The organism is Pontibacter sp. YIM B11418 (assembly GCF_059278805.1).
The window spans coordinates 26,080-38,793 of sequence record NZ_JCAEMH010000004.1; the positions used below are offsets into that span (position 1 = coordinate 26,080).

At 51.3% G+C, this 12,714-nt stretch carries 9 protein-coding genes; 6 read left to right on the top strand and 3 right to left on the bottom strand.

What is annotated here, in order from left to right; translation table 11 throughout:
- The first annotated feature begins 14 nt into the window (after window positions 1-14).
- The 5 genes from AC4QZR_RS10675 to AC4QZR_RS10695 all read left to right on the top strand — a co-directional run bounded on the left by AC4QZR_RS10675 (window position 15) and on the right by AC4QZR_RS10695 (window position 7,125).
- A complete protein-coding gene (locus AC4QZR_RS10675; RefSeq protein ID WP_494480916.1) occupies window positions 15-1,487 on the top strand; it encodes a sodium:solute symporter in 1,473 nt (490 codons plus the stop codon).
- 594 nt (window positions 1,488-2,081) lie between these two features.
- Complete coding sequence (locus tag AC4QZR_RS10680; protein WP_253402722.1) at window positions 2,082-3,902, top strand: ABC transporter ATP-binding protein; 1,821 nt, start codon at window positions 2,082-2,084, stop codon at window positions 3,900-3,902.
- Between the two features lie 678 nt (window positions 3,903-4,580).
- A complete protein-coding gene (locus AC4QZR_RS10685) occupies window positions 4,581-5,105 on the top strand; it encodes a hypothetical protein (protein WP_253402720.1) in 525 nt (174 codons plus the stop codon).
- 104 nt (window positions 5,106-5,209) lie between these two features.
- A complete protein-coding gene (locus tag AC4QZR_RS10690; protein WP_494480917.1) occupies window positions 5,210-6,088 on the top strand; it encodes a DUF2911 domain-containing protein in 879 nt (292 codons plus the stop codon).
- 77 nt (window positions 6,089-6,165) lie between these two features.
- Window positions 6,166-7,125 (top strand): class I SAM-dependent methyltransferase, encoded by a 960-nt coding sequence (locus AC4QZR_RS10695; RefSeq protein ID WP_494480918.1) that lies wholly within the window; start codon window positions 6,166-6,168, stop codon window positions 7,123-7,125.
- 45 nt (window positions 7,126-7,170) lie between these two features.
- Here the strand turns inward: AC4QZR_RS10695 and AC4QZR_RS10700 are convergent, their stop codons facing one another.
- Genes AC4QZR_RS10700 through AC4QZR_RS10710 form a run of 3 tightly spaced genes read right to left on the bottom strand, consistent with a single transcriptional unit; the run spans window position 7,171 to window position 11,600 of the window.
- On the bottom strand, window positions 7,171-8,874 hold the full coding sequence (locus tag AC4QZR_RS10700; RefSeq protein WP_494480919.1) for a sodium:solute symporter family protein: 1,704 nt from the start codon (window positions 8,872-8,874) through the stop codon (window positions 7,171-7,173).
- Window positions 8,871-9,014 carry a hypothetical protein gene (locus AC4QZR_RS10705; RefSeq protein WP_220627672.1) on the bottom strand — a complete coding sequence of 48 codons (144 nt, stop codon included), beginning with the start codon at window positions 9,012-9,014 and terminating at the stop codon, window positions 8,871-8,873. Before AC4QZR_RS10705 ends, AC4QZR_RS10700 begins: the two co-directional genes overlap by 4 nt.
- A 54-nt stretch (window positions 9,015-9,068) precedes the next feature.
- Window positions 9,069-11,600 (bottom strand): PIG-L family deacetylase, encoded by a 2,532-nt coding sequence (locus AC4QZR_RS10710; protein ID WP_494480920.1) that lies wholly within the window; start codon window positions 11,598-11,600, stop codon window positions 9,069-9,071.
- 410 nt (window positions 11,601-12,010) lie between these two features.
- Here AC4QZR_RS10710 and AC4QZR_RS10715 point away from each other — a divergent pair, with 410 nt between their 5' ends.
- Complete coding sequence (locus AC4QZR_RS10715; protein WP_494480921.1) at window positions 12,011-12,694, top strand: hypothetical protein; 684 nt, start codon at window positions 12,011-12,013, stop codon at window positions 12,692-12,694.
- Window positions 12,695-12,714 lie beyond the last annotated feature (20 nt).

A 12,714-nucleotide genomic window follows, 5' to 3' on the forward strand; every position in this document is an offset into this window, starting at 1 on the left:
TTCCCGCATTTCACATGTCTGCAACGCTCATCCTAAGCCTCATCATCGGCTATTTCGGCATCCTGGTCCTGATTTCTTTCCTAACTGGTAAGAATACGGATTCCTATACCTTTTTCCTGGCCAACCGGAAATCGCCCTGGTATGTGGTGGCCTTTGGGATGATAGGCGCTACTTTGTCGGGGGTTACGTTTGTGTCGGTGCCGGGCATGGTGCGCGACGCGCAGTTTTCGTACCTGCAGGTGGTGCTGGGTTACCTGGCAGGCTATTTTGTGGTTGCTACGGTGCTGCTGCCGCTGTATTACCGCCTCAACTTGGTTTCCATCTATACCTACCTGGAGCAGCGCCTCGGCTTCTGGTCCTATAAAACCGGGGCCGCTTTTTTTCTCTTGTCACGCACACTGAGCACGGCCATACGCCTTTTCCTGGTGGCAAGCGTGCTGCAGCTGGCCGTGTTCGACGAGATCGGTATTCCGTTCGCCGTGACAGTGGCTGTCACGATCCTGCTGATCTGGGTCTATACCTTCCGGAGCGGCATGAAAACCATCATCTGGACCGATACCTTCCAGACCGCGGCCATGCTGACAGCCGTTGGGGTTAGTATCTGGGTGGTGTCCGATGAACTGAATCTGGGGTTCCAAGGCATGGTCGATACGATAGCCGCCAGCGACTATTCGCAGATTTTCAGCTGGGACTTCAAGGCCAACGACTATTTTCTCAAGCAGTTTTTTTCTGGCGCTTTCATTACCATCGCCATGACGGGTCTGGACCAGGACATGATGCAGAAAAACCTGAGCTGCAAGAACATCGGCGAAGCACAGAAAAACATGTTCTGGTTCAGCCTCATTCTGATGATCGTTTTTGTCCTGCTGCTGATGCTGGGCGCCCTGCTATACCTGTACGCCTCCGCCAAAGGTATAGCATTGCCGGAACGTGGCGATGATGTGTTCCCGTTTTTGGCCCTGAACCACTTCCCGCCTGTGGTAGGTATAGCGTTCATTCTGGGCATCATCGCTATTGCCTATGCTTCCGCTGATTCGGCGCTTACTTCACTCACTACTTCCTTCTGCGTGGATTTCCTCAATTTCAAAGATAGAAGCGAGCATGAGCGGCTACGTCTGCGTTACTTTGTGCATATTGGGTTTTCCATTTTGCTTGGCCTTGTCATCTTCGCCGTCAACTCAATCAACAGCCAAAGCCTTATCACAACGGTGCTTCAAGTGACTGGCTATACCTACGGACCTCTGTTAGGGCTCTATAGCTTCGGCCTCTACACCCGCCGCCAGGTACGCGACCGCTATGTGCCCGCCATTTGCGTGGCTGCCCCGGTCCTCACATACATCATCAGCGCCAATTCAGTCGCCTGGTTCTATGGTTATCAATTTGGTTTTGAGGTACTAATTCTGAATGGATTGCTGACGTTTATGGGATTGTGGGCAGTGTCTGAATCAGGGTCTACTGAAGCCAGCTCTGAGGCAGGAGATTTGTAACTCATAGTTCTCAGGTATAAGTGCTGTAGTTTAACCCGCCCTCCCCTTTTATAGAGGGCCCCTACCTCCAAAGGGGAGGAAGTTTCGGGAATGATCAACATCCCCCTACCCCCTTCGAAGGGGGACTTTTCTGAAGGTGCTATTTTAAAGGTATAAGTTCTATAGCAGATGACCATTGGCAGGTATAGCGAGACTAACTTGCCCCGTAAGCGATGAAACAGATCCCTCTAACCAAGTGCACCAACGACAATTTTTTGTTGGGGGTAGGGGCCCTCGATTTTTTCATCAAGGAAAAAAGTAAGGCCCGCCCGGCCAGGGCAAAAGCCAGCTATGCAATAGCCCAACCGCTATACCTACAAAAGCAGGCCGCCGCTACGCCATTAGCAATCTGGCCCCATGCTCAACCATACTTGCGCAGACGCTAAACTTGCGGAATAGTGAGTAAACTGGGGAATAAAAGCCCTCTGTTATGATTCTGACACTAATCTCCTATACTTTGCTTACCTTTGGAAGATTTTTCGGGTACGTGGCATTTTTAGTGCTGACTGGCTGTTATAAGCCAGCACACCCTATTATTAAGTATAGATTTCATTAATGGCAAAACGCGGAATCGGGCTAAACGACAGCACACAGGAGAAAGAAGGCAGAAAGAAAATCAGTAAAGACAGCTTTCGTCGCGGCATCAGGATATTTAGCTACGTACTACCCTACAAGTTCAAGTTCATGGTCGGTCTGGGCTTTCTGGTACTTTCCAGCCTGACTTTCATGATCTTCCCGCTGCTCACCGGCAAGTTGGTCGACTCCTCCACCGGCAACGCCGACTGGTTCCTCGAAGACATCGACATGATCGCCCTTGGCCTGTTTGCCGTGATCCTGGCGCAGGGTATTTTCTCTTTTTTCAGGGTATACTTCTTTGCCCAGGTAAGCGAAAACGCCGTGGCCGACATCCGCCGCGACCTCTACAGCAAGTTCATGATGCTGCCGATTCCGTTCTACGAGAAAAGACGCGTAGGCGAGATCACCAGCCGCATCACCACCGACGTGGCCCAGGTACAGGATGCCATGTCGATCACGCTGGCCGAGCTTTTCCGCCAGATCACTACCCTATTGGTAGGCATCATCATTATCCTCTGGACCTCCATTAAGCTGTCCATGTTCATGCTGGCTACCTTCCCGGTGCTGGTGGCGCTTACGCTTGTTTTTGGTCGCAAGATCAAGAGCCTTTCCAAGAAAACACAGGACGAACTGGCCAACACCAACGTGATCGTGGAGGAAACGCTACAAGCCATCAATACCGTAAAGGCCTATACCAACGAAAATTTTGAGATCGGCCGCTATCGTCACTCCCTCAGTAAAGCCGTGAAGACTGCCCTCTCGGCGGCCAACTACCGGGGCGCTTTCATTTCCTTTATCATTGTAGGTCTGTTTGGCGGTATTATCCTCGTGATATGGTATGGCGCTACATTGGTGCAAAACGGCGACCTTACAATTGGTGAACTGATTTCCTTTATCATTTATACCGTGTTTATTGGCGCCTCCGTGGGTGGTCTGGGAGAGCTTTATAGCAAAATACAGTCTGCTCTGGGAGCAACAGAACGCATACAGGAAATACTAGCCGAACAGGAAGAGCCAACCGATAAGAGTCAGCGTCCACTGAGCGAGATCAGGCGGGTGCGCGGCGATATCAGCTACAACCAGGTGGCCTTCTCATACCCTACCCGTCCGGATATCCAGGTGCTGCGCGACATTAACTTTAGCATCAACTACGGTGAGAAGATAGCCCTGGTAGGCCCAAGTGGAGCAGGCAAGTCAACCATTGTACAGCTTTTGCTTCGTTTGTATGACATAAGCCACGGCAGCATTACCGTAGACGGACAGGACATCCGCCAAATGAGTCTGACGGAACTGCGTGCCAATGTGGGCATCGTGCCACAGGAAGTCCTGCTGTTTGGTGGTTCCATCCGCGAAAACATTGCCTATGGGCGCCCGGAAGCGTCCGAGGAAGAAATTATAGCAGCAGCCCGCAAAGCCAATGCTTACGATTTTATCTCGTCTTTCCCGGAGGGATTGGATACTTTAGTGGGCGAGCGCGGCATCAAACTCTCCGGCGGTCAGCGCCAGCGAGTAGCTATTGCCCGAGCCATCCTGAAAAACCCGGCTATCCTCGTACTAGACGAAGCCACCAGTTCCCTCGATTCTGAATCGGAGCATTTGGTGCAGCAAGCCATGGATGAACTGATGAAGAACAGAACGACCATCGTGATTGCACACCGTCTGGCTACCATTCGTAAAGTAGATAAGATTCTGGTGATAGATGGCGGAGAGATTGTTGAAGAAGGCTCGCATGAAGTGTTGTCGCTTAATGACAACGGTATATATGCCAACCTGCTCAGGCTGCAGTTTGAGATGAGTTAAACTTGATTTTATAAGGTATAGGAGCCCTGTTAGTGTTAAGCTGACAGGGCTTTTTTGTTGTAGGTATAGTAGTGGCGGGGTTGCAGTATAGCATCAGTGGCAGTTGCAGGTATAGCAACCTGTATTGTTTCATAGCTTCGCCTGTGCGGCGGGCACTCACTTTTTTCCTTGATGAAAAAAAAGAGGGCCCCTACCCCCAGTAAGCAAAAAAACAAGAAGCTTTTGAACTCGCTGACCGCTCAAACAAAAAATCGTCAAAAGCGCACCGTGCACAGTTGTCTGTTTCATAGCTTCCGGGGCAAGTTAGTCTTGCTATACCTGCCAGTAATGTGATGCTGTAACTACAGCGCTTATACCCGTGAATTGGCAGTTACAGGCTCCCCGCCTTAGACAAGGAGGGGTTAGGGGTGGTTGGACCCGGTACTGTAAAGTAACTGCTGTAACAACAAAGCTATACCTGTGAAATGGCAATGCCAGAAATTTCCCTCTGGGGGTAGGGGCTCTCTTAAATCCTCAAAATCCTGATTCAGACAAGCTATACCTCCGTTACCCCAATACGGAGAACCAGACAGTTACCATCCTCTCCAACCCTACATACTTCTACATCAATATATCCTAATAAATCACTAATTTGCGGAGCATTACACCGTATCTGTATCTTCGCCCCTGAATCACTTTATGCACATTTCCAGCGCTTTCACCCGAGCCCTTCTTTTTTGCCTGCTGCTTGTCATTGGCTTTTCGGCTTCGGCTCAGAATTACCGCGACTCATTCAGGGCCCGCAATGCGGTGTATGCCGAATTGGGCGGGAATGGTGATCTGCTGTCCGCTAACTACGACCGCATCGTGTACCAGAAGTCTATGGTGAAGGCGGCTTTCAGGATTGGTATAGCCAGCAACCAGTTCTTTTCCGCTGAAGAGCCGGGCTTTTACCCGGTGGTGCCGGTCGAGGCATTGGGTATGATCGGGCGCTTTCAGAAACATTTTGAGTTCGGGCTGGGCTATACCCGACGGTTTACCAACGAGCCTGACCTCTTGCGGAACATGTACTTCAGCCGCATCGGTTTCCGGTATCAGAACCCGACAGGCGGACTGGTGGTGCGCGTCGGCTTTACGCCTTTTCTTTCAACAGAAAGTAATATAAAGTCGCCGGGGCCCGCTTTTATACCTCGCTTTGGATTAAGTGTAGGGCGAAGTTTCTAGAAGGCCTCCTTAAAACTTAATCAGAACGTAACAGTTAAAGGGTATTATCAGCATTTTTGAGTATTTTCGTATCGCAAAACATCAGCAATCTAAAAAATAGAACAATGAAAAAGATTTTATTCAGCGTGCTTCTTTCGGCAGCAATGCTAGGCGGCACTACCCTGACAGTTCAGGCCCAGCAACAAGGTATAGCAATGCCAGCCGCCAGCCCACTGTCTACCGTAACACAGGAAATCGGCCTGACGAATGCAACCTTGAGCTATTCCCGTCCATCGATGAAAGGACGCTCCGTTTTCGGTGGTGATGTTGTGCCTTTTGGCAAGGTATGGCGCACGGGTGCCAACAACTCCACTACCCTTAAGTTCAGCGACGAGGTGACCATCCAGGGCAAAAAAGTGCCTGCCGGTGAGTATGCGCTACTGACTATTCCAAACCAGAATGAGTGGACCATCATCCTGTACAAAGACATCAAAATCGGTGGAAACGTAGCCGCTTACAAGCAGGAAGACGATCTACTCCGTTTCACCGTGAAGCCGCAGACTAACCCAAGAAAGGTGGAAACCTTCACCATCAATTTTGCTAACCTGAAAGCAAACTCAGCCGACCTCGAGATTATGTGGGACAAAACGATCGCCAGTTTCACCATTGAGACGGAAGTAGATAGCAAAGTGATGGCGCAGATTCAGGAGCGTGTGGTAAATGGCAAAGAGGTGTCTCCTGCGCTTTACGCTGCTGCTGCCAACTACTACGCTGACAACAACAAAGACCTGAAGCAGGCGTTGGAGTGGATGAAGAAAGCCAATGCGAACGACCCTAAGTTCTGGAACCTGCACGCACAAGCCAAAATTCAGGCGAAAATGAAAGACTACAAAGGCGCTGTAAAGACTGCTGAGCAATCAATCGAGCTGGCAAAAAAGGCAAACAATGCCGACTACGTGCGTATGAATGAGAAGGCCATTGCCGAGTGGAAGAAAATGAAGTAGGCTATACCTGCCCGCTTTTTACCGAAAGCCTCTGCTCTGGCAGGGGCTTTCTTTTTTGAGATACTATACCTGATGGAGTGGACCTGACACTCCTTATACCTAATTCGCTATACCTGTTGGAAGAACCTAAAAAACACTCAGAAGACCACCTCGGGCCCGCCCGGGAATACTGGTGGAACGATGACTACCTGGAGTTACTGGCCCGTCGCCTGCACCTGGACTATACCGGCACGCTCGTGGATATTGGCTGCGGCAAAGGCATGATGGGCTTTATGTTCTCGAAGCACCTCCCCTCTGGCGCTAAGGTATACGGTGTCGATTTTGAGCCCGAATACATCGAAGAGGCCAGGCAAAAAGCCCAGAGCATCTACCTGCACAACGACATCAGTTACGACTTCCGGGTGGGCAACGCCTCCAACATTCCCCTGCCTGATAACCTGGCCGATATTACGCTTTGCCAGACTTTGCTGATCCATGTAAAGGACCCGAAACAGGTCATAAACGAGATGATCCGGATCACGAAGCCCGGCGGCTGGGTGCTGGCACTGGAACCAAATAACCTCGTGCCCAACCTCATGTTTGACCGCTACGGCGAGACCGATTTTGACGTGGAGAGCACCCTCGAAGTGCTCGAGATAAAGCTGCGCATCGAAAAAGGGAAGAAGCGGCTCGGCGAAGGATTCAACTCACTCGGCGACGTGATACCTGACCTATACCTGAAAGCCGGTCTTGAGAACATCAAGGTATGGATCTCAGACAAAGCACTCTCAATAATTCCTCCTTACGATACACAGGAGAAGATGCTGCGCGTGGATCAGATGTTGCAGTGGATCGATTCCGACTCGATGGGCTACGATTACCAGGACAACCTAAACTATTTCATGGCTGGCGGCGGCGACAAAGACAAGTTCGACGCCTACTGGCAGAAACTGCTCTACAACAAGATCGCACTCAAGCAAAGGCTCCTGAACGAAGAGTATGTATCGGCTGGCGGCAGTCTGGTCTATATTGTGGCGGGGCAGAAGCCGCGACATTAGGTATAAACTATGACGCGGGTGTAGGTGCTCGCGCTATAAAAATCGCTAGGCCACTAATTCCCCTTTCTTCTGCCCCATAAAGAACTGGATGATCGCACCAAACACGACCACGGCTACGCAACCGATTACGTTGAACCACAGGAAGGCGATGTCAGTGTAGAAATGGCAGTACAGCACCACAGCCTCAGCTAGCAGCGCCGCGATAAATACTGCGTTACCTTTAATGTACTTCACGTAAAAGGCCACCAGAAAAATGCCCAGGATGGTGCCGTAGAAGATGGAACCGATGATGTTAACGGCCTGGATCAGGTTATCGAGCAGGGAGGCGTAAGTGGCAAAGATAATGGCCAGGGCACCCCAGGCTGCAGTAAACAGCTTGGAAGCGCGCAGGTAATGGAAATTGTCTTTGTCCTTTTTAACGGATCGCTTATAGATATCTATTACCGTAGTAGATGCTAGGGCGTTGAGCTCGGAAGCAGTAGACGACATGGCTGCCGAAAAAATCACAGCTAAAAGTAAACCCACTAATCCAGCCGGCAAATACTTCATTACAAAAGAAATGAACACGTAATCCGTGTCTTTTGTCTCAGCATCGGGTGTGGCCTTGGTAATCAGCGCCTTTACATCGTCACGAACTACTTTGGAGGCGTCGGTTATACCTTGCACCTCGGCCTGGGCGGCGGCAATGGCGGTTTCATTGTCGGTTCGCAGGGCCGCAACCAGTCCGTGCACGGCCTCTTGCTTCTGGTTGAATAAGGCAGTGTGCTGCTCTTCAAGCGCCTGCATTTCCGGTGCAAAATCGGTGGCGTATACCTTGTCTTTCGTAGCCTCGTTGAAGAAGAGGGGGGGCTGGTTGAACTGGTAGAACACAAACACCATCACCCCAATGAACAGAATAATGAACTGCATCGGAATCTTGAGCAAACCATTGAAGAGCAATCCCAGTCTACTTTCTGCTACCGATTTACCGCCCAGGTAGCGGGCCACCTGGCTCTGATCGGTACCAAAATAAGAAAGGGCCAGAAACAAACCGCCCGTCATACCTGACCAGAAGTTATACCTATCATTCCAATCGAAGGAGAAATCCACCACGTTCATCTTACCCATTTTGCCGGCTACGGCCACGGCATCTCCAAAAGACACGTTCTCAGGCAGGTAGCGCACCACCATAAATCCGGCTACGAGCATACCGCCCATCATCACGGCCATCTGCTGCTTCTGCGTCACACTTACGGCCTTCGTGCCCCCCGACACGGTATAGACGATCACCAGAACACCGATGAACAGGTTGGTGAGCGTCAGGTTCCAGCCCAGAATGGTGGACAGGATAATGGCCGGCGCATAAATGGTGATGCCTGCCGCCAGTCCGCGCTGGATCAGAAAGAGCAGGGCAGCCAGGGAACGGGTTTTCAGGTCGAAGCGGCTCTCCAGGTATTCGTAGGCCGTGTATACCTTGAGCCGGTAAAAAATAGGTATAACCGTGATCGAGATGATGACCATGGCGATGGGTAGTCCGAAATAGAACTGCACAAAGCGCATCCCGTCTTCGTAAGCCTGCCCCGGCGTGGAGAGAAAGGTGATGGCACTGGCCTGCGTGGCCATGATGGAGAGGCCGATCGTCCACCACTTCATGCTGTTGTCGCCTTTCAGGTAGCCTTCTATGTCTTTGCTGCCGCGTGTTTTCCAGACGCCGTAGATCACAATAAAGCCCAGCGTGCCGAGCAGTACAATCCAGTCGAGTAACCTCATGAATAGATGCGGGTGATGATGTAAAACAGGGTGATCAGAAAAGCGAGATTGCCCAGCACCAGCCAGTACATACTTTTCCAGCTCTTAAAAAAGGGTGGTTTGTCAAGCTCCTGGGTAGGCTTGTTGTCAGTTTCTTTCATGGTTTCTATTCTTATCAAAAGCGCGATGCGCGTAGCACACTGGCTTTTGGATAATTATTTGGCTGTACTCCCCGCGCTGCCTTGTGTGCCGCCATGCCCGTTTCCGAGCGAGATCAGGTTGGTGAAGATGCGATAGGCACCCGGTACCCCGGCGGGCAGTTGTCTGAACCAGGAGTAGCCGGTATACACAAAGTGTCCCTTGCCATAACGCGCAATCAGGAGGCCACCGTTACGGGCTGGTTCGCCAGGGTCGTTACTCGAGAGGATGGCTTCAAACTCGCTGCCCCACTCACTCGGAAAGTATAGACCCCGCTCCTGCACCCAGCCTTCAAAATCCTTTTTGGTGATCTTATTCGGGCTATTCAGCGCCTGGTGATCTGGCTTCAGGAAGCGCACCTCGGCATCCTCCACCGTTACCCGCTGGCTTGAAATCTTCAGAGGATAAGGAGCTACAGTATTCGTTTTGAGGCTGTGCCCGGTGTTATACTGCACGATCACAGTCCCACCTTGTTGCACGTAGTTGAGCAAACGCGGCTGGTAAAAATTCATGCGTTCCACCGTATTGTAAGCCCGAACACCCAGTATCACCGCATCGAAGCGTTTCAGATTCTGGTCTGTGATGTCCTCGTCTTTTAATAAGGTCACATTGTAGCCGATCTGCTGGAGACTGGCAGGTATGTCGTCGCCGGCACCCATCAGGTAGGCTATCTGCTCCCCGTTGCGCTTCAGGTCGAGGCGCACGGCTTTGGTCACAGATTCCGGGAAAGTGGTTTGGGTCGGGATGTGGCTATACTGAATAATATTGAGTCCGCGGGTATAGGGCTTGCCTTCGACAGTAGCCACCGCTTTCAACTCTACCTCCTGCTGTCCCTTGGGCGGATGCACCATAAAACGCACCAACTGCTCAGCCCCATTCTGCTCCAGATCAAAGGCCACATGGGCTGGTTCTGCACGCCAACCCTTCGGCAGTTGCAGGGCTACATTGCCTCGTATACCAGCCTTGCCCGACTTCACCAGCACATGTACCGGCTTGGGTTCCTGCGAGGCAAACATCAGCACTTTCTCCGAGATGTTCACAAACACCGGCGGCGTAATGGCCAAAGGCCTGTACTGCTCTCCCTCTACCGGGTCATTGCGCTTAAACACGACCGGCACGGTATAGCTGAACGGCTCCCCGCTAATCTTCAAGTCGAAGCGGACTTCGGCGGCCGGCTGATTCTCAGGCGCTCCGATTTCCTGCAGTTCATCTACCCGGAACAGTCCCAGCGTCCCCTCCTGCCGTAGCCAGTAAGGTTGCGATAGTTTTGCCGAGGCGGGTACTTCAAGTTTGAAGGGAATCAGATGCGCTTCGTTGGGCGAAAGTGTTTTGTTGAGAAGGCTATCCTTGGAAGTATAGGCAGGGCGCATACTTACCAACTGCACAGGTATAGCCGAGCGGTTGATAGCTTCCAGCTGCACGTTCAGGTGTTCGCCTGGCGTCACGGAATAGTCGGTGGCCACCGCTTCCAGGTATAGGCCCAGGCTGTGCTTCACCACCTCCTCCAACTCCTCCGTTTTAAGGCGCTTCCAGTAGCTGTCGGGCAGCTTGGTCAGTTCTTTTCGGGCGGCCAGCAGCGTGGGCACCACGGCGGCCGGTTGCTCGGGCTTAAATTCTGATACTGCCTGCTGCAACAAGGCTGCCACTTTTTCACTTCCCTTCACGCGGCTCCAGGTAGCGTTTATACCTTCAAACAGTTCCTCTGTCGCCCGCTCGCCTTTGGTATGTTCTAAATACTCGATGGTAACACCGCGTGTGCCGGTAGCACCAAAACCCTGGCTCTTGTGCATGCTGCGGCTCAGAGCAGCAATCTCCGGGTAGGACTTGCCTAGTAATGGATTGTAACCACCAACATCCACTTTCAACAACTGAGAACCATAGTCCTCAAATTCTTTCTGGCTGCGGAAGGACCACACGCCTGTGTTCCAAAGCACCCGTTTGGCCTGCCATACCTGCACGTGCTTGAGCTGTTCCGGAAACCGCTTCGGGTCGGCGGCCGCCTCGAAGGCCTCGTTTGCCAGCATGGCAGAGGCCGTGTGATGGCCGTGTGTTTCAGAAGGCTTCGGGGTGAAACGGGTGATGATCACATCGGGCTTGAACTTGCGGATAGCCCAGACCACATCGTGCAGCACCTTCTCCTTGTCCCAGATGGCAAAAGTCTCCTCCGGATTTTTAGAATAGCCAAAGTCGTTGGCGCGGGTAAAGAACTGCTGCCCCCCATCCATGCGGCGGGCCTGCAATAACTCCTGCGTGCGGATAATGCCCAGTCCTTCGCGAATCTCCGGTCCGATCAGGTTCTGACCGCCGTCGCCGCGGGTTACGGATAGGTAGCCGGTGTTGTATAGCTTCTCGTTAGAAAGATAGGCAATAAAGCGGGTATTCTCGTCGTCGGGGTGCGCTGCCACATACAGCGCGGTGCCCAGCACGTTCAGTTTTTTAATATCCTGCAGTAGCTCAGCGGCGTTGGGTTTGGAGGGTGTCTGAGCGTGCAGTGGCCCACAGGTTAGCAGAATGAATAGGGCAAACAGGAGCGAAAAACTTTTTTTCATGGTTTTAGTTAAAAGGGGCAGTAAAAGTAGGCTACCAGCACCATGCCGTAAATCTAAAAAATTTGCGTCAGCCTACCCAGTTTTGCAGTTTTTATAAGACAGAAAGTTGCTCAAACCCGACATATAACAATAAGCACAAAAAATTTGCATTTAAAACAGTACGCAACCCTATGATCAGAAAGCAGATGGTATAGAATAGTAATATGACCAGTCAGGACTTATCGAAGAACACTATCGGCTAAAGTAAATTTTTCAAAAAAATAATCAAATTATTAGCTTTATATTTTACCATCGCTATATTTGTAAAAAAGTGTAAGACACTTTACGCATCCTGCCTAAGGCTCATCAGTTTTACTGGGTAGCCCCAACTATGAAACAATGTATTTGAAGGCTACAAACAACTGACGCATATGGCGGAGAGCAGCATCGGAGACCAGGCAATCGAATTCCTTGGGTCCTACTATGCCAAACATGAAAAAAAGTCTGGCTTACTTGTAAACAGAACGGTGTCCACCCATCAAGGCACCTTTGCTGATGCGCTATTTGCCTACCAGAAACACGACAATAGCTTTTTTGCTGTCTCTCTCAGCACTTCCGCTTCTGATAAACTTGCACGTGTTCTTTCTTCCTACAAGAAGAAGGGATTGGGCAGGATTCGCTATGCCACGGCTGGCTCTATTTTCGGCGTGGCAGCTTACCTTTGCTACCAGACTGGCAGTTGGCTGGCCATGGCCTCTATACCTGCTATACTTGCTGTCGCTGGTTTTGTCCTGCACTCCAGGCTTCGTAAGCGCTTCATACAGCAGCAAATGAAAAATGCAGTTGACCAACTCAGGCAGCAACCCGGCGACCATCAGTGGTTAGGTATACAGGTAAGCAGTCTGTGCTGGCGCGGCAATGCCATGGCAAATTACCTATCTAAATTATGCGAACGAAAAGGGATTGGCCTGCTGACAGTAGGCAAACGTTCCCGGCTTACCCTGCGCCAGGAGCCGCGGCTGGCCTCTTGTCGCCGCACTGACTTCCTTTCTTACTATACCCAAGGTGAAAGCCTGCGCAGAGAGTTGTCAGACCAGTTCATGCGGGTGGCTTAAGCGGCAAATAAAAAGCGCCT

Bases quoted from the DNA above. Each gene is read 5' to 3' on its own strand.
- AC4QZR_RS10685 (WP_253402720.1), top strand. From the start codon at position 4,581: ATGCACATTTCCAGCGCTTTCACCCGAGCCCTTCTTTTTTGCCTGCTG.
- AC4QZR_RS10680 (WP_253402722.1), top strand. From the start codon at position 2,082: ATGGCAAAACGCGGAATCGGGCTAAACGACAGCACACAGGAGAAAGAA.
- AC4QZR_RS10715 (WP_494480921.1), top strand. From the start codon at position 12,011: ATGGCGGAGAGCAGCATCGGAGACCAGGCAATCGAATTCCTTGGGTCC.
- AC4QZR_RS10675 (WP_494480916.1), top strand. From the start codon at position 15: ATGTCTGCAACGCTCATCCTAAGCCTCATCATCGGCTATTTCGGCATC.
- AC4QZR_RS10705 (WP_220627672.1), bottom strand. From the start codon at position 9,014: ATGAAAGAAACTGACAACAAGCCTACCCAGGAGCTTGACAAACCACCC.
- AC4QZR_RS10710 (WP_494480920.1), bottom strand. From the start codon at position 11,600: ATGAAAAAAAGTTTTTCGCTCCTGTTTGCCCTATTCATTCTGCTAACC.
- AC4QZR_RS10690 (WP_494480917.1), top strand. From the start codon at position 5,210: ATGAAAAAGATTTTATTCAGCGTGCTTCTTTCGGCAGCAATGCTAGGC.
- AC4QZR_RS10700 (WP_494480919.1), bottom strand. From the start codon at position 8,874: ATGAGGTTACTCGACTGGATTGTACTGCTCGGCACGCTGGGCTTTATT.